At 66.5% G+C, this 17,554-nt stretch carries 15 protein-coding genes; 6 read left to right on the forward strand and 9 right to left on the reverse strand.

Annotated features, from left to right (window positions below; genetic code table 11):
- Positions 1–983: 983 nt before the first annotated feature.
- Genes IPP28_16995 through xerD form a run of 3 tightly spaced genes read right to left on the reverse strand, consistent with a single transcriptional unit; the run spans position 984 to position 3,389 of the window.
- Positions 984–1,565 (reverse strand): hypothetical protein, encoded by a 582-nt coding sequence (locus tag IPP28_16995; GenBank protein ID MBL0042695.1) that lies wholly within the window; start codon positions 1,563–1,565, stop codon positions 984–986.
- Positions 1,562–2,503 carry an RHS repeat-associated core domain-containing protein gene (locus tag IPP28_17000; protein ID MBL0042696.1) on the reverse strand — a complete coding sequence of 314 codons (942 nt, stop codon included), beginning with the start codon at positions 2,501–2,503 and terminating at the stop codon, positions 1,562–1,564. Before IPP28_17000 ends, IPP28_16995 begins: the two co-directional genes overlap by 4 nt.
- Entirely contained in the window at positions 2,478–3,389 is a 912-nt protein-coding gene (gene xerD / locus IPP28_17005) for a site-specific tyrosine recombinase XerD (GenBank protein ID MBL0042697.1), read from the reverse strand. Before xerD ends, IPP28_17000 begins: the two co-directional genes overlap by 26 nt.
- A gap of 32 nt (positions 3,390–3,421) precedes the next feature.
- Here xerD and IPP28_17010 point away from each other — a divergent pair, with 32 nt between their 5' ends.
- Positions 3,422–3,862 carry an RDD family protein gene (locus IPP28_17010; protein MBL0042698.1) on the forward strand — a complete coding sequence of 147 codons (441 nt, stop codon included), beginning with the start codon at positions 3,422–3,424 and terminating at the stop codon, positions 3,860–3,862.
- Position 3,863: 1 nt separating this feature from the next.
- Here IPP28_17010 and lptG read toward each other — a convergent pair whose 3' ends face one another.
- A complete protein-coding gene (lptG, locus tag IPP28_17015; GenBank protein ID MBL0042699.1) occupies positions 3,864–4,946 on the reverse strand; it encodes an LPS export ABC transporter permease LptG in 1,083 nt (360 codons plus the stop codon).
- Positions 4,943–6,028: an LPS export ABC transporter permease LptF gene (lptF, locus tag IPP28_17020; GenBank protein ID MBL0042700.1), complete on the reverse strand. Its 1,086-nt coding sequence runs from the start codon at positions 6,026–6,028 to the stop codon at positions 4,943–4,945. Before lptF ends, lptG begins: the two co-directional genes overlap by 4 nt.
- 152 nt (positions 6,029–6,180) lie before the next feature.
- Here lptF and IPP28_17025 point away from each other — a divergent pair, with 152 nt between their 5' ends.
- Together IPP28_17025 and IPP28_17030 are read left to right on the forward strand one after the other, a co-directional pair.
- Entirely contained in the window at positions 6,181–7,650 is a 1,470-nt protein-coding gene (locus IPP28_17025) for a leucyl aminopeptidase (GenBank protein MBL0042701.1), read from the forward strand.
- A gap of 1 nt (position 7,651) precedes the next feature.
- On the forward strand, positions 7,652–8,074 hold the full coding sequence (locus IPP28_17030; protein MBL0042702.1) for a DNA polymerase III subunit chi: 423 nt from the start codon (positions 7,652–7,654) through the stop codon (positions 8,072–8,074).
- Here the strand turns inward: IPP28_17030 and waaA are convergent, their stop codons facing one another.
- A complete protein-coding gene (gene waaA, locus IPP28_17035) occupies positions 8,075–9,358 on the reverse strand; it encodes a lipid IV(A) 3-deoxy-D-manno-octulosonic acid transferase (GenBank protein ID MBL0042703.1) in 1,284 nt (427 codons plus the stop codon). It lies immediately after the preceding gene.
- 61 nt (positions 9,359–9,419) lie between these two features.
- Between waaA and lpxL the strand changes: the two genes are divergently transcribed.
- The 3 genes from lpxL to IPP28_17050 all read left to right on the forward strand — a co-directional run bounded on the left by lpxL (position 9,420) and on the right by IPP28_17050 (position 14,422).
- On the forward strand, positions 9,420–10,328 hold the full coding sequence (gene lpxL, locus IPP28_17040) for an LpxL/LpxP family Kdo(2)-lipid IV(A) lauroyl/palmitoleoyl acyltransferase (protein ID MBL0042704.1): 909 nt from the start codon (positions 9,420–9,422) through the stop codon (positions 10,326–10,328).
- A 99-nt stretch (positions 10,329–10,427) separates the two neighbouring features.
- Positions 10,428–13,160, forward strand: coding sequence for a DUF2339 domain-containing protein (locus IPP28_17045; protein MBL0042705.1), 2,733 nt, complete (start codon positions 10,428–10,430; stop codon positions 13,158–13,160).
- A complete protein-coding gene (locus IPP28_17050; GenBank protein MBL0042706.1) occupies positions 13,157–14,422 on the forward strand; it encodes a DUF3999 family protein in 1,266 nt (421 codons plus the stop codon). The genes IPP28_17045 and IPP28_17050 overlap by 4 nt, the downstream gene beginning before the upstream one ends.
- Here the strand turns inward: IPP28_17050 and IPP28_17055 are convergent.
- From IPP28_17055 to IPP28_17065, 3 genes are read right to left on the reverse strand one after another with little or no spacing between them, the layout of a single operon-like run.
- Positions 14,348–15,190, reverse strand: coding sequence for a glycosyltransferase family 2 protein (locus IPP28_17055; GenBank protein MBL0042707.1), 843 nt, complete (start codon positions 15,188–15,190; stop codon positions 14,348–14,350). The two genes, IPP28_17050 and IPP28_17055, sit on opposite strands and share 75 nt — an antisense overlap.
- Positions 15,187–16,419, reverse strand: a complete 1,233-nt coding sequence (locus IPP28_17060; GenBank protein MBL0042708.1) for an O-antigen ligase family protein — start codon at positions 16,417–16,419, stop codon at positions 15,187–15,189. Before IPP28_17060 ends, IPP28_17055 begins: the two co-directional genes overlap by 4 nt.
- A complete protein-coding gene (locus IPP28_17065) occupies positions 16,416–17,543 on the reverse strand; it encodes a glycosyltransferase (protein ID MBL0042709.1) in 1,128 nt (375 codons plus the stop codon). The genes IPP28_17060 and IPP28_17065 overlap by 4 nt, the downstream gene beginning before the upstream one ends.
- Positions 17,544–17,554: the final 11 nt, after the last annotated feature.

Raw genomic sequence — 17,554 nt, forward strand, 5'->3', positions numbered from 1 at the left:
GGTGACCGCGCTGCCTTCTTCCTGGCGCACGATGCGGCCATCGAGGTCGTACACGCTGGCTTCGCGACGGCCCGACGGATATTTGCGGATGAAGCTCCACTGGCGCTTGCCGCGGTCGTAGTCGTACTCGTAATTGAACGTGTGTCCGGCTTCGTTCTTGAACGTCGCCACGCGGCTGATCCGGAAGTCGCGGCCGGCCACGCCCGAGAAGCTCACGCCCACCGGCACCGCGGCGCCGGTCACCTTGTAGCTCGCGACATAGGTCAGCGACCACGCGCGTACCACGCCATCGTCGCCGACCGGCGCCTTGCCGCCGGTGATCTGGCCGTTGCCGTCGTACGTGTACGTCCAGACGTGGCCAAGCACGTCCTGCACCGAACTCAGGTTCGTGCCCGTCCAGGTGTAGCTCACCGAGCGACCGGCGCGATCGGTGATCGTCGTCGGCTGGCCGTTCGTGTACGCGATGCTCAACACCAGCGCGTCGCGGTCGTCGCGCACCGCGCTGATCAACCCGTCCCCGTTGCGCACGAAGCGCACCGACACGTCGTGGCGATCGCCATACGCGACGATCCTGCCGTCCGCGTCGTAGTCCACCCAGTCGCCGCCGGTGTTGCTCCAGCGCCAGCCCGTCACCGTCTCGCCGTTCACTTCCTGCGTCGTCTTGCGCACGAAGAAGCGGTCGTCGAACACGAACACCTCGCCGGAACCTTCGAACACCGAGCCCGCGCGGTCGATCGTCTTCACCGACCCGTCCAAAGCGTCATACGTGAACTGCAAATCCGCCCACGCCGGGTTCACATACCAGCGACCGTTCAACCACGAGCGCTCGACACTCACCGCACCGCCCAGCACCTTCACCGACAGGTCCGTGTGCGATTCCTTGTACTCGCCGTTCGGGCCCGTCACTTGGCCGGCTTGGGCAACGGTGCTGAAGAACCACTGCAGTAAGAGGAAAAATATGCCGAGCAGGAGCCGTGACATCTTCACTCCATTCCTCGACCACCTGATCTTGCAGCCAAAATTGCCAACTCTTCTAGCCCGCTACGACTTAACGCATCTTGCAGTGCGCCAGAGTCAAGCCAATCAATGAACAATTTACCAATACCAATGGTCTTGGGAAGATGCTCAAGCATGCCAGTCTCAATTGCAAGTCTTACTGATTCGTCACCATTTTCGAAAACAGGTCTAACCCAATCAACTCCCAGAAGAAAACTCGGCCTAGGGGCGGAGATTTCCCCAGATATCCATCTTGCCGCATCCCAGCAAGCAGAGTATCTGGAGTCAGCGAATTGCGAATCCGGGTTGACTTCAATACACAGTTGAAAATATTTCTTTATGAAAAAAATACAAACATCCCAATCGACGTTAAGCTTCGTATCGAAGTTTTCTCCTGTGTCAATCAGAAAAGCATATGCCACCCCTAGGCAAGATATATTTCTTATTGAAATTGATCTATTAATCGCATCTAATATATCGATCTGGCCCGATTCAATGAGCTCCGCCATACGCGTGGCATAGTCATCATCGACATGCCAATCGGTGACTGCAATTTCGCCAAAGTTCATGCTTCCCTCGGTGGCGAGTCATTGCCATAGCTTTCACATCCAATTCCGCTTGTTAGGCATGGGTGAACGATTATTGGAATGCTAGGTAACGGAATTTTGATTTTCTTGCATGCGTCACCGCACTTGTCATATGCCATCGAAAGACACTTAGCGTACTGAGTCCACAAGTCAGCAATTTCGGTAGCGTGGCGGGCACTGCCTGCGCGCCGATCCCATAACGTATGACTCGTTATCATCGTCGCCAAGACCCACAATTTTCCAATTATCTTCGTACACGAGTCGCCTGGTCGACACTTTGTGGATACGTTATTTGGCGGATGGTAGGGGCCGCCTGGTCGAGATCCAGAAAGACCGAGAGAGTCGTGCGAGTTTTCAGGATTTCCATCGACATAACCAAACATATTGATCCCACCCCTCAACCCAATCGGATCACTCTCCCGATACCGTCCAAGGTCGGGCTCGTAGTCGCGATGGAAGTTGTAGTACGCACCGGTCTCGCGATCCTCCATCTGCCCCGCAAAGCGCAGCGCTAGCGGTTCGCCGCTGACCTCGGTCTGCCCGAACGCATTGGCACGGAGGTCGGTGGTTTCTTCACCCGCCTTGCTGATCAGCCCATGCGGGGTGCCGAGGTGATCGGTTTCGGGGTAGCGCCAGCCGGGCGTGTCGCCGGATTGTTTGATCGCGACCGGTTCGGTCGACCACAGGCCCTGCGGGGCGAACAGGTACAACTGGCTCAGCGTCGGCGTGATGCTGGCTTCGCTGTTCGGGTGGTTGCCGTTGTGGGTGTACTCGGCCGCATAACCTTCATCGGTGTAGTACAGGTACGTCGTCTTCGGTGAGGCCGAGTCGTTGCCGGGTTGGTTCGCAGCGACACATCGAGACTGAATCGTAGATCGAGAGAAATGCATGCCGTCAACCTCTCGGGTGATGCTCGGCATGGATGCGTTTGAGGCCCTCGCGGGCGACCAGGGTGTAGATCTGGGTGGTCGACAGGCTGCTGTGGCCGAGCAGCATCTGCAGCGCGCGCAGGTCGGCGCCGTGGTTCAGCAGGTGGGTGGCGAAGGCGTGGCGCAGGCCATGCGGGGAAATCGGGCGGTGGATGCCGGCGCGCGCCGCCAGCTTCTTGACGATGACCCAGAAGGTTTTGCGCGACAGTGCCGTCGCACGTCCCGTGACGAACAGAACGGTGCTCGTCCGCCCTTTCAGCAGCAGCGGGCGAGACTCGGCGACGTAGCGGGTCAGCCAGTCGATCGCGACTTCGCCGATCGGCACCAGGCGGTCCTTGCCGCCCTTGCCACGCACGCGCAGCACGCCCTGGCGCAGGTTCACCTGGTCGGTCGTCAGCGTCACCAGCTCGGTCACGCGCAGGCCGGTCGCATAGATCAGTTCCAGCATGGCGCGGTCGCGCAGGCCCAGCGGCGTGTCGAGTGCAGGCGCGGCGATCAGCGCATCGATCTCGGATTCGCCCAGCGCCTTCGGCAGCGGCTTCGGCAACTTCGGCGCGTCGATCAGGGCGGTGGGATCGATCGCAACGCGGCCGCTGCGCAGCAGGTGCCGGAAGAACAGGCGCAGCGACGACAGCATGCGGGCACTGCTGCGCGCCGAAATGCCGCCGCGACTGCGCTCGGCCAGGACCGCGAACAGGTCCTCGCGACTGGCCTCGATCAACGGACGGCCGCGCGCCGCGAGCAGGCGATCGGCCGCGAGCAGGTCGGCGCGATACGAAGCCAGCGTGTTCTTGGATAGCCCCTGCTCGGACCAGAGCTGTTCCAGCACCGCGCGGATCAACGCATCGTTCGGGCTGGTCGTGCGAGTCGCTACCATGCGCGAAACGATAGCAGTCCGAGCCCTCGCCCTTGTCCACTGAAATCCCTGTTTACGCGCCGCTGTGGCGACGCCTGCTGGCCGCGCTGTACGACCTGCTGCCGCTGGCCGGCTTGTGGATGATTGCGACCGCACTCGCCGTCCTGCTCACCCGCCTGCTGGTGCCGGTGGACCGCGTCGATCTGGTGCTGCGCGGTGGTTGGCCGCATCTGGCATTGCAGATCTGGCTGGGTGCGTTGACCCTGGCGTACTACGTGATCTCGTGGCGCCGTGGCGGCCAGACCATCGGCATGCGCGCCTGGCGCATCGCGGTCCGCGCGGACCATGGCACCTTGTCGCTGAAAAGCGCCTTGCTGCGGGCATTGGTCGGCCTGTTCCTGCCCGGACTGTTGTGGTGCCTGTTCGATCCGCGCCGCCGCGCACTGCACGATCGCGTCGCCGACAGCGCCGTCGTGCACCTGCCGAAACGCTGAGTCAGAAGCTGCGCCGCAACCACAGCCACGCGCCCACGAGCGCGAGCAGCGGCGGCGTCAGGTAGCCGATCGGCAACGGGCCGTCGGCCAGCTCGACCATGTTCACGAAGGCACTCTGCAGGTAGTAGAAGGCGATCGAGATCACCAGCCCGACGAACAGGCGCTTGCCGAATCCGCCCGAGCGCAGCGCCGAGAACGCGAACGGCATCGCCAGCAGCGCCGTCGCCAGAATGCCGAGCGGATAGAACACTCGCGCCCAGAACGCCGATCGGAACTGCTGCGCATCGAGGCGATTGCGCTCCAGATAGCCGATGTGTTCGCGCAGCTCGGTCAATGCCTGATAGCGCGGGCGCACCACCGACATCGCGATCAGGGCCGGATCCAGGGCCACTTCCCAGCGCCACTCGGGCAGGCTTTCGGTGGCGACGGCGTCGGGCTCGAAGCGGAACTGGCGCACCGTCGTGAAGCGCCAGCCCCCCGGTTCGTGCCGGGCCTTTTCGCCACGGGTGATCGACAACAGCCGCCCGCTGTCGTCGAAGCGAAACAGGCGCGCATCGATCAGTTCGACATCGCCCTCGATCAGCGCGCCGCGCTTCGCATTCAGCAGGTCCTCGCCATCGCGGGCCCAGATGCCCGACGAATTCGTGGTCACCAGATCCTGCGACTTCGCACCGATCGCGACCCCTTGCGCGGCGCGCTCGCCCCATGGCCCCAGGGTTTCGCCGATAGCGAAGACCAGCACCGACGCCACCAGCAAGGGCATCAGCGCGCCGACGCAGAGACGCAGCTTGGACCAGCCGGCGGCGCGCAGTGCAGTCAGCTCCGAGGTCGGCGCAAGTCCGCCCAACCCCATCGCGGCACCGATCGCGGCGGCCATGGGGAACAGTTCGTAGATGCGCCGCGGAATCGTGTAGGCGATGTAGGTCACTGCCATCATCAGCGTGTATTTGCCGTCGCCGATCTCGTCGATCTCGCGAATGAAGGCGGACAGCGCATCGATGCCGATGAAGATCGCGAGCGCGAGCAGGGTTGCGCCGAGCACCTGGCGCGCGATCAGGCGGTCGGTCCGGGTCAGTCCGATCATGCGCGCACCGCAGCTGGCTTCGGCAGGCGCGCGCCAAGCAGGTACAGCAACCCGAACAGGACCACACCGAGGCCATGCACCCACCACAGCCCGGCCGACATCGGCAGGCTGCCGTCGGCGAGCCAGCCGCGCCCGAGCGCCAGCAGGTTCACGTAGACGATGTAGGACAGCACGGCGATGATGAGCTTGCCGAAGCGCGGCTCGCGCGGTGCCGAACGCGCCAGCGGGAAGGCCAGCAGGGCCAGGACCAGCGCCGATACCGGCACCGCCAGCCGCCAATGCAGCTCGGCGCGATCGGCACGCTTGCTGCTGGCGAGCAAGGCCAGGGTGTCGTTGCGGGTCTCGGCACGCTTCGGCCCTTCGGCCTCGGGTTCCGGCAAGCGGATGTCATTGCGCGCAAAGCGCATGGCGCGGAAATCTGGCGCGTCGAGCGTGCCTTCGACGCGAAACCCGTCCTGCAGGCGCAGATAGCGCTCGCGCCCGGCCCGGTCGTTGTACAGCTCGCCCCTGGCGGCGGTGATGATGTCGAGGCGACCGTCATCGTCGGACTGCACGAACAGGCGGTTGAACTGACGCCCGTCGTCGCTCATGGTGCCGATGTAGATCACGCCCATGCCGCCGGGCAGATCGACAAAGCGCCCGGCCTCGAGCCCGGCCACGAGCAGGGACCGATTGGCGTCCTGCACGAGCTTGTCGGCCAGCGCGAGCGCGCGCGGACTGGCGATGAAGGTGATCCCGCCCAGCACCAGCAGCAAGGGCAGGGCCAGCCAGAGCACCGGCTTCAGCATCTCGCGCAGGCGCAGGCCGGAGGCCGCCAGCACCGCGACCTCGCTGTCGCGATAGAGCCGGCCGTAGGCGAGCAGGACGGTGAGGAACATGCCCAGCGGCAGGATGATCGCCAGCGCATCGAGCGAACGCAGGCCGACTTGGGCCAGCAGCAGCGTCGCCGGCAACTTGCCGCGCGCGATCTTGTTCAGCACGTCGGTGAGCACGCCACCGAAGGTGACGAGCAGCAGCACGGCATTGACCGCGACGAAGGATCGCGTCAATTCGCGCAGCAGATAACGGTCGATGATGCGCATCCGGTGCTTCGGCTCGTCGGGGCTCGGGACCGGTTTGCTAGACTGCCGGCCGTGGCGTCGCCCCACGCGGGGCGGCGCGAGTCTATCAGGCGGCATCGCGCTGCCCTCTCCTCTCACATGAACGGAAGCCCACGGTTTCCGCAGGACGATGCATGAATATCGAAGTCGTTTCGCTCAAGGCCCAACCGGCGCAATGCGTCGCCGATGTGCTCGTGCTCGGCGTGTTCGATCGCGGCGCCCTGCCGGCCGCGACCGCGGAAGTCGATCTCGCCAGCGGCGGCGCGATCAGCGCCCGTATCGACGCCGGCGATGTCGGCGGCAAACCCAAGCAACTCACCCGCCTGTACGACCTGCCGAACGTGGCCGCGAAGCGCGTGCTGCTGGTCGGCCTCGGCGAGCCCGGTCAACTGAATGCGGCGCGCTACATCGATCTGTTGCGCGAAGCCTTGCGCTCGTTGCGTACCGGGCCTTCGAAGTCCGCGGCGAGCTGGCTGGCCGAATTGCCGGTACAGGGTCGCGATGCCGCCTGGGCGGTGCGCGAGCACGTGATCGCCGCCGAGGCCGCGCTCTATCGCTACGAGGCGACGCGACGCAAGCCGGAGAAGCCGGATGGACTGGCCGAACTTGCGATCGCCACGCACGACGAGACCAGCGTGCAGTCGGGTCGCGCCATCGCCCACGGCATCCGCCGCACCCGCGAACTCGGCAACCTGCCACCGAACATCTGCACGCCGCTGCACCTCGCGGCGGTTGCGAAACAGATGGCGCACGATCTCGCGAACGTCGATGTCGACGTGCTCGACCGCGCCCAGATGCAGGACCTCGGCATGAATGCGCTGCTCGGGGTCGCGCGCGGCAGCGCCCATCCGCCACAGCTGATCGTGCTGCGCTATCGCGGCAGCCGCGAACGCAAGCCGGTGGTGCTGGTCGGCAAGGGCGTGACCTTCGATACCGGCGGCATCAGCATCAAGCCGGCCGCCGGCATGGACGAGATGAAGTACGACATGTGCGGCGCTGCCTCGGTGTTCGGCGCGATCGAGGCGAGCGCGCGGCTCGGCCTGCCGATCGACCTGATCGGCATCATCCCGGCCGTCGAGAACATGCCGGACGGTGATGCCTCGCGTCCGGGCGACGTGGTCACGAGCATGTCCGGCATCACCGTCGAAGTGTTGAATACCGACGCCGAAGGCCGCCTGATCCTGTGCGACGCATTGACCTATGCGCGCCGCTTCGAACCGGAAACGGTGATCGACATCGCCACGCTGACCGGCGCCTGCATCGTCGCCCTCGGCAAGCACGCCAGCGGCCTGATGACCAAGCACGACGACCTCGCCGAGGAACTGCTCGCGGCCGGTGCCGAAGTGCACGATCGTGCCTGGCGCCTGCCGCTTTGGGACGACTATCAGTTGCAACTCGAAACCGGTTTCGCCGATGTCGCCAACATCGGCGGCAAGAATGCCGGCGCGATCACGGCCGGCTGCTTCCTTGCGCGCTTCACCGACGGCCTGCGCTGGGCCCATCTCGATGTCGCCGGCAGCGCATCCGACGAGGGCCGCAAGGGCGGCGCCACCGGGCGTCCGGTGCCGCTGCTGATGCAATGGCTGATGCAGCAGGTCGCATGACGTGGCGCGTGCCGACTTCTACCTGATCGACAAGCCGCGCTTTCGCGAGAACCCGCTGCTGCTGGTCTGCGAACTGGCGAAGATGGCCTACGCGCAGCAGATCCCGACCTTGATCCACGCGCGCCACCAGGAACAGGCCGAAGCGCTCGACGAACTGCTCTGGGAAATCGATCCCGACGGCTTCATCGGTCATCAAATCGCCGGCGACGAAGATGACGATGTCACCCCCGTACTGATCGTCCCGCCCGAATTCGACAGCCCGCTGCGCGCGCTCGTCATCAACCTGCGCGACAGCACCGTTCCCGGCACACCCGAATCGGTCAAGGAAGTCATCCCGGCCGACCCCGCCGAACGCGACGGTTCCCGCAGCCGCTGGACCGACTACAAGGCCCGCGGCTTCGAATTGCGCAAGTTCGATATGTAACTAGGGCGCCGTGCCCGCCATCACCGCCGCGACGATTTCGACGCAGCGGGTGACGGCGCCGCGCTCGCGTTCGACGGCCGCGAGGGCGTTGGCCGACATGCGGTGGCGGGTGGCGGGGTCGCCGATCAGGCGCGACACGGTGTCGCCGAGTTCGACCGCGTTTTGCACGCGCAGCGCGGCACCGTCGCTGATCAGGTTCTCGGTGACTTCGGCGAAATTGAAGGTGTGCGGGCCGACCAGCACCGGCTTGCCGACCGCCGCCGGTTCCAGCACGTTGTGCCCGCCGATGCGCTCGAAGCTGCCGGCCACGAATGCGACTTCGGCGGCGGCGAAGAAATTCAGCAGCTCGCCCATGGTGTCGACGACGAAGGCCTGGGTGTCGAGATGGGCCACGGTGTCCTCTGATCGCGACAGCGTACGCAGGCCATAGCCGCGACAGAGCTTGATCACCGGCTGGAAGCGCTCCGGATGCCGCGGCGCGATCACCAGCAGGGCTTCGGGAAAACGCCGCAGCACGCGCGTATGCGCTTCCAGCACGGCGGCCTCTTCGGCTTCATGCGTGCTCGCCGCGATCCACACCGGGCGCGACTCGCCCCAGTATTCGCGCAAGACCTTGCCGATGCGATCGAGTCCGTTCGGCACGCGCATGTCGAACTTGACGTTGCCGACCACGCGCATGTGCGTCGGCCGCGCGCCCAGTTGTCCGAGGCGCACCGCATCCTGCTGCGATTGCGCCGCCACGAAGGCGACCGAGCGGATGGCTTCGCGCGCCAGTGGCCGCACCGGACCATAACCGTTGAGCGAACGCTCGGACAGGCGCGCATTGGCCAGCACGATCGGAATCCGGCGGCGCGCGCATTCGTAATACAGGTTCGGCCAGATCTCGGTCTCCATCACCACCGCCAGCGATGGATTGATGCGGTCGAGAAAGCGCCGGATCGAGGCGGTCAGATCATAGGGCAGGTAGACATGGAAGACCCGTTGCCCGAACAACTTCTGCACGCGCGCGGATCCGGTCGGGGTGACCGTGGTCACGACGAAGCGGCGACCTTCGAAGCGCTTCATCAAGGCTTCGATCAGCGGCGCCGCGGCATTCATTTCGCCCACCGACACCGCATGCACCCAGATCGTGTCGCGCAGGTCCGGGTCGGCAAAGAAGCCGAAGCGCTCGCGCCAGCGTCCCCAGTAGTCGCGGTAACCAATGCCGCGCCACGCCAGGCGATACAGGATCACCGGCGTCAACAGGTACATGATCAGGGTATACAGCGCGCGCAGCAGGAACATTCAGGGCTCGTCTTTCGAGGGCGAAGCATAGCGAGCGAGCGCGGCCCGATAGAATGGACGGATGTCCGATCCCCTGCCTTTTCCCCGTACCCTGCTCGCCCCGCAACATTGGCCGGCCTGGCTCGGCATCCTCGTGACGGCCGGCGTCGCGCGACTGCCGGCGATCGTGGCGCGGCCGTGCGCACGCGGCTTCGGTGCCCTGCTGGGCGTGCTGATGCGCGGTCGCCGCAAGGTCGCACGACGCAATCTCGAACTCTGCTTCCCGGAACTCGATGCCGCCGCGCGCGAGATCGTCGTGCAACAGAGCTTCCGCTCGCTCGGCGAGGGCGCCTACGAATTCGCCCGCGCGTGGTGGGGCTCGGTCGAGCACCTGCGCTACACGATCGACGGACTGGAACACATCGAACGGGTCCGTGCCGAGGGTCGCGGCGTGCTGCTGCTGTCCGGACATTTCCTGACGCTCGAGATCTGCGGCCGCCTGCTCTGCAAGCACATCCCGCTGGCCGGCATGTATCGCCGCCACGGTGCGCCGGCCTTCGAATGGGCGGTCAAGCGCGGGCGGCTGCGTTACGCCGCAGCCATGTTCGCACGCGAGGAGCTGCGCGCCGCGGTGAAACACGTGAAGGCCGGGGGATTGCTCTGGTACGCGCCGGATCAGGACATGCGCGGCAAGGACACCGTATTTGCGCCGTTCTTCGGCGTGCCGGCCTCAACCATCACGGCGACCTTCCAGCTGGCGCGACTGACGGGCGCGGCAGTGATTCCGTTTTTCCATCATCGCGATGGCCGCGGCGGCTACGTGCTGCGCATCGGCGCGCCACTGGCCGACCGCGATGGCGAGGACGACACCGCACACACCGCACGCGTCAACGCACTGATCGAGCAGATGGTGCGCGAGGCGCCGGACGAATACCTGTGGATCCACAAGCGCTTCAAGTCGCGCCCGGACGGAGCGCCCGGTCTCTACTGAACGCGACTACCGGTGCCGGAATCCGCGACCGCAGCGTCGCGCCCGTCGCCAGACGTGAAGGATTCGGCAAGAATCGGGCGACCACTGGGGAATATACGCATGGCTTGGCTGTTCGGATTCTTGGGTCTGTTCCTGGGCGCAACGCTCGCCGCCATCGACAAGGCGGCCCTGGGTGCGGTGCTCGGCGCGGCCATCGGCGCCTTGATTGGCGCGCTGCTGTCATTGCGTGCCCGCGTCGTCGAATTGGAAGCGCGCGTACGGCATGCTCAGTCGGCACGTGCCATCGAGCCCGTTGCCCCGCGTGCCGTCGAACCCGCTGCCCCGCGTGCCGCGGCGGTCGAAGCGCCATCTGAACCCGACCTCGCGCCGGCGCCGCGGCCGCAGCCGCCACCGATGCCGGTGCGACCTGAGCCAAGCGTCGCCTCGCTTTCGGAAGCGGTCGCGCAACACACGGCGGACCTGCCGTCGCGCCGCCCGCCGCCACCGCTGCCGCGGCGCGAACCGGCGCCGGCCGTCGCGAGGACCAGCGAGCAATCGGCGCTGGCGAAGTGGCTGTTCGAGAGCAGCTGGATCGCGAAGGTCGGCATCGCGCTCGTGTTCATCGGCGTTGGCGCGCTGCTGCGCTTCGCGGTCAAGGAGGGCTGGCTGGATTTCCCGATCGAGATGCGTCTCGTCGGTATCGCTGCGGCGGCGCTCGGCGCACTCGCCGTGGGCTGGCGCCAGCGCGAGAAGAAGCGCATCTTCGCGCTGAACCTGCAGGGCGGCGCCATCGGCGTGTTGATGATGGTGGTGTTCGCTGCCTACCGGCTGTACCACTTGATGCCGGCCACCGCGACCTTCGCGATGCTGATCGTGCTGGTGACCGGCACCGCCCTGCTCGCGATCCGCCAGAACGCCCTGGGCCTGGCCGTGTTCGGCGTGGTCGGCGGGTTCGCGGCGCCGATCCTGGCCTCGACCGGCAGTGGCAATCACGTCGCGCTGTTCTCGTTCTACGTCGTGCTCAACCTCGCCATCCTTGCGATCTCGTATGCGCGCGGCTGGCGCGTATTGAATGCGATCGGCTTCCTGTTCACCTTCGTCATCGCGACGTTCTGGGGCGTGCTCAGCTACGCGCCGGACAAGTTCGCGACCACCGAACCCTTCCTGATCACCTTCTTCGTGTTCTATCTCGCGATCCCGCTGCTGCCGACGCTGCGTGGCCTCGACCCCTCGCGCCGCGACCACGTCGAAGGCTCGCTGGTGTTCGGCACGCCCCTGGTCGGCTTCGCGCTGCAGAGCGCGATGCTGCACGACAACCGCCCGGCGCTCGCGCTCACCGCTCTGGTGATGGCGCTGATCTACGTGCTGCTGGCGATGTTCGTCTGGAAGCATGGCCGCCTGGCGCGCTGGCGTGCGGCCTATGCGGGCCTGGCACTGGTGTTCACCACCCTGGTGTTCCCGCTCGCCTTCACCAGCGGCACCACGACCGTGCTGTGGGCGATCGAGGGCGCGATGCTGGTCTGGATCGGACTGCACCAGAACGAGCGCCGCCTGCGCTGGGCCGGCATCGCGCTGCAAGCCATCGCCGCGATCGCGCTGATCGACACGCCGGCGCCTGCCGCCGATGCCGTGGCCGTCATGAATCCGCGCACGCTCGGTGCACTCGCCATCGCACTCTCGGCGTTGTTCAGCGCCTGGCGATACACGTTGGCGCATGCCAGCCATCCGCTGATCGGCTTGCTCGCCGCGTATGGTTTCGGCACCTGGTACATCGGCGGCGTACTCGAAGTCGATCGCCTCGTCGACCATCCGAACGAATCGCATGCGGTGCTGGTGTTCGTCGCGATGAGCGCGGCCATCGCGGCGTCGTTGCGGGCGATCAGCGGGCTGCGCGCGCTGTCGTGGCCGGGTTTCCTGTTCCTGTGCACATTGCCGCTGTTCGTGCCGATGACCGCCGATGACGCGAAGTCGCCGCTGTCGCACGCAGGCCTCTGGGCATGGCCGTTGGCCTATGCCTGCGCGTACGCGACCTTGCGCGCGTTGCGCGATCCGTGGCCGCGCGGCCTGGGCTGGGCACACATGATCGGCTGGCTCAGCCTGCCCTTGCTGGCGTCGCTGGAGGTGTATGCGCGCAGCGGCCTGTATCCGGAGATCCCGGGCGGCCTGCTGGCCGGACTCGGCGGCGACTGGCGCTTCCTGCTGACCTCGCTGCCATGGTGGTTGGCGCTGGCCGCACTGCTGTCCTACAGCGATCTCTTCGGTTTGCCGCTGCGCGACGAATTCCCGCAATACCGCCAACGCGCGATGTGGCCGCTGGTGATCCTTGCGCTGGGCTTCGTGTTCGCGGCCTGCTTCCTGCCCGGCCAGGTGCCGCCGATCGACTACCTGCCGCTGTTGAATCCGCTCGAACTCAGCCAAGTCTTCGTGCTGTTGCTGCTGGTTCGCTTCGCCGCGCATGAACTGGGCCGCGGCGCCGACGCCTTCCGCGTCGTCCTCGCCCTGCTCGCGTTCGGGGTGCTGTCGGCAGCCGTGCTGCGCGGCGTGCATCACTTCGGCAATGAATCCTGGAGCCTCGACCTGCTGGCGCGACCGAAGGCACATGCGGCCTTGTCGTGGACCTGGACGATTGTCGGCGCCGCCGCAATGGGCTTCGGTGCACGTGCGCTCGTACGCGGCGCCTGGATCGCCGGTGCGGTCTTGCTCGGCATCGTCGTGCTGAAGCTGCTGCTGATCGACATGCGCTTCCTCGGCACCTTGTCCGGCATCGTCTCGGTGCTCGGGGTCGGCGTGCTGTTCGTCGCGCTGGGCTACTTCGCGCCGATGCCGCGCGAGGAAGCGGAGGCGACGTCATGAAGCGCACTGCCCTGCTGCTTGCGCTGGTCGCGAACACTGCCGGCGCCGCGACACCAGACGACTACGCCTGGCAGTTCCCGCTGACGATCGGCAAGGGCGACGTGCACGAACTGGTGCTCACGCCAGAGCTGTACGACGCCATCGCCCGCAGCGACGCCCGCGATCTGGCACTGTTCACCCGCGACGGCCGCAGCGTCAGTTTCGGGCCCTTGCCCGCGGCCCCCGACACGCCTTGGCGCGACGCGCCGTACGCACTGGAAATCGGCGCCGAGACGCGCGAGCCGACCTCGAGCCGCGATGTACCGGTCGCCTTCCCGAGCCCGCAACGATTGTCCCTGGCCCTGCGCTCGCGTGTGCCCGAGGCAGCCACGATGCGCGCGCTGCGCGTGAGCTGGCGGCATCGCGCGGCACTGCCCGCGGATGCGAACTGGCGTATCGAAGGCACACGCCGGCAAGGTGCGGTGCATGCCGAAGTGATGGCGCATTCGTATTCGCTGGCCACCGGTGTCGGCGAGACCCGCCTGGCCTTGTCCGACTTCGATGGCGACGCGTTGCGACTCAGCGTCGCGCCGATTCCGCCGGATCTCGAGATCATCGGCGTCCTCGCCGAATACGACACGCCGCCGGGCCAGACCCGGCAATACCGACGCGCCGCAATGGTCGTCGACGCCACGAGCGAGCACGCCTATCGCTTCCACCTGCCGCCGGCGTTGCCGGTCAGCGCCGCGCGCATCGATCTCGGCGACGGCGGTGCGCTCGCCACGGTGTCGCTGTCGGTGCGCGAACAGGAATGGTGGCGACAACTCGCCAGCGACACCGCATTCGATGTCGCCGTCGGCGATGCCAACCTCGTGCGCAATCGCCTTGCCTTCCCGACCACGCGCGCGCAGCGCTGGCGGCTCACGGTCGAGCCGGACATCGGCACGCCGATCGTCGACGTCGGCTATCGGCCGGACGTGTACCTGATCGCGTTTCAGGGGCCTGCGGAACTCGTGCTGGTCGCCGGCAGTGCACGCGCCGAGCGCGCCGACTTCCCGATCGAACCGCTGATGCGCGAGTTGCGCGCACAGTTCGGCGCCAGCTGGACACCGCCGCGCGCGACGCTGGGCGCACGCAGCGAACGCACCGGAAAATCGGCACTGAAGCCGGCGCCGCCCGCACCGCCCTATCGTGCCTGGGCGCTTTGGTCAGTGCTGGTCGCGGCCGCGCTCGGGATCGCCTTCCTCGCCATCCGCCTGCTGCGCGAGCCGCCGCGCGAGTGAGCCGGCATTGCGTCGTTGCGCGTGCACTTCCAGCGCCTTCGCATCCTTCAGGAACGCGTAATAGGCCTGGCTGACCGAGGCGATCCAGCCCGCCCAGCCGTTCATGAACTGGCGTTTCAGCACACCCTGTTTCAGCAATACCAGGGGTGGATAGAACAGCAGCCGCAACTTCAGACGCCAGGGCGAACGGCGTGCCGCCAGGACCTCGGCCAGACCGCTGGAATAGCGATCGATGCGCTGCACCTTGCTGTGGATGTCGGGCTCGCCCTCATGCACGAACATGGCGTCGAGCCGTTGCACGCGCCCGACGCGACGATCCGGCGCCGCATGCACCGGATCATGCGCATTCATGCGATGCACGCGCCGGTCGAACAGGCGCAGATGATGGTTGTGCTTGCTCCACGGATGCTGCCAGCGCCAGAACATGCGCTCGCGACGAGGCAGCTCGAATCCGGTCGCCGAAGGTTCATGCAACGCCGCCTCGACCATCTCGGCGGCGCCGGCCGTCAATGCCTCATCGGCATCGAGCAACACGACCCAGTCATGCGCCGCCTGATCGATCGCACTCTGCTTCTGCGGCCCATATCCCTTGAACGCCTCGACCAGCACCCGCGCACCGTGCCGTCGCGCGATCTCGACCGAACCATCGCCACTGCCGGAATCGAGCACGAGCAATTCATCGGCAAACGCCAGCGACGCGAGACAGGCCTCGAGCGTGGCGGCGTTGTCGAAGGTGGTGACCACGGCCGACAGCGGCAGTCGGTTCATGGGCGCGCATCGCGTGGCGGTGCGGCATGCGCGATCCAGACCAGCAGCAGCCAGAAATAGAGGTTCGACCAGAAGCTCGAATAGAACGCGAAGTGGGTGTTGAGCGGGAACAGCATCGCCAGCAGGGCAATGCTGTACGGCGCGGCGGCGTGGCGGCATTCGCGCGACCAGCATCGCCAGTGTCGCCACAACAGGCCCAGCAATGCGATCCAGCAGGCCAGTCCGAATGCGCCGGTTTCCGAGGCGACTTCGAGCAGCCACTGGTGCGCGTGGAACGCGCCTTGTCCGGGGTTCATCGCCAGCCACTGGTCGTCCGCCGCGGCATGGGCGATGTAGTCGTAGCGGAAGGCGCGCACGCCGACACCGTTGAACGGATGCGCAAGACTCATGTCGAGCGCGGTCTCCCAGATCGATGCGCGGTACGCGAGCGCGTTCTCCAGACCGGCGCGGGTCCCGTCGAAGACGGCCAGCGTGCGATCGACGCGCGCCGCGAAGCGGTCCGACAGCGCATAGGTCACGCTGCCGGCCGCGGCACCCACGAGACTGGCGACGAGCAAGCCCATTGCGAAGCGTCGCGGTGTCTGCGCGATACGCCAGAGCAAGGCCAGCGTCACGACCGCGAAACTGATCCAGCCGCCGCGCGCACCCGCCAGCAGCACCGCGATCGCCGCGAGCAGCCACACGAGGGCGGCGACCCGGCGACCGTAGCGATCGAGCGCGACCAGCACCGGCAACGGCGACAGCACCGCCAGCACCGGACCGAGCTTGAGATTGTCATCCCCGAAGATGCCGCTGACGCGATCGGTTTCGAGTGCGCCGCCGAAACCGACGCCGAATGTCGATTGCAGCAAGGCATCGAGGATCCAGAACGCCAACAGCAAGGCGCTCCACCAGACCAGCTGGCGGCGCACCGGCGTGGTCGCGAGGGCGTCGACCGTGAACATCGCGAACGGGACGTAGCGCAGGTCGGTCGCGACCTCCATCCAGCTCTTGTCGCGCGCGATGCTGTCGAACGCCGAGACGAATTCGGGCAGCCAGTACGCGGTGACCGCGAGCAGGGCCAACCGATAGCGCGGCGCGAGGATGCGACGCGGCTCGCGCGCCCAAGCCGCGAGCGCATACAGCGCGCCGATCAGAATGGGAATTTCCGACGCGCGCCCGAACGGCAGCAGGAACAGCACCGACCACAGGCACAACGCAGCAGCGAGTTGACGACGTCCGGGATTCATCGACGCGGCGCTTCCTGCAATTCTCGATAGACCGCGAGGGTCGCGGCCTGCATCTGCTGCAGGCGATATCGATCGAATGCGGCGGGCCGTTCGCCACCGCTGATGAGCGCGCGCGCACGTTGTGCCAGCGCATTGCGATCACCCACGACCACGGCACCTTGCGGAAACAGGTCGCGCAACTGCTCGCCGACACCGGCGAGGTCGAAGCCCAGCACCGGCACCCCCAGGTTCAGCGCCTCGACCACGGTGCGACCGAAGGCTTCCGGTTTCGGCGACAACTGCAGGACCAGCGCGCTCGCCGCCATCACGTCGCGCACATCGCGCCGCGGCGACGTCATCACCACCGCGTCGGCGACCCCCTGGCGCTGCGCCTGGCTCCGCAATTCGTCGACATAGTGCTCGCGACCGGGTTCGCGCACGCCGAGCAGGATCAGCCGCGTCTCGACACCGGACTCGCGCAGGTCGGCGACCAGCCGGATCGCGTGTCCCTGGCCCTTCATGCGGGTGCCGCGTCCTGCCAGGCACAGCCATGGCGCCGGCCCGGACAGGCCAGGATGCTCGGCGACGAAGCGTTTGCGCCAATCGCCGTCGGGACGATGGCCATGCGGAAACTCGACCGGATCGACCGCGCGCGGAATCACGCGCAGACGGGCCGGATCGGTCTTCGGATAATGCTTGAGGATGTGCTCGCGCACTGTCTGCGACACGCAAATCACGCGCTCGCCGCGCGCCATGACGCTGGAATAGAGATTCACCGAATTCAGTCCGTGCATGGTGGTGACGAAACGCGGTCGCGTCGCGCGATCCATGCCGCGCCAGGCCAGCAGGGTCAGCCAGGCGGGCAGCCGCGAGCGGGCATGCACGATGTCGGCGCCGAGCTCGACGAATCGGCGCCGAAGCTTCGGCACCAGCCACAGACTCGCGATCGACTTGCGACCGATGTCGAGTTCGATGTGCTCACTGCCACCTGCGACCAGCGGCTCGACCAGCCGGCCCCCGGCCGAGATCACCACCGAGCGGTGCCCGTCGGCGACCAGCGCCCGCGCGATTTCCAGCGTGCCGCGCTCGACGCCACCGGCTTCCAGCGCCGGCAGCAACTGCACCACGGTCAGGGGCCGCGACATCGGTCGCGCCT

This window comes from Lysobacterales bacterium (assembly GCA_016721845.1).
GTDB lineage: Bacteria > Pseudomonadota > Gammaproteobacteria > Xanthomonadales > Ahniellaceae > JADKHK01.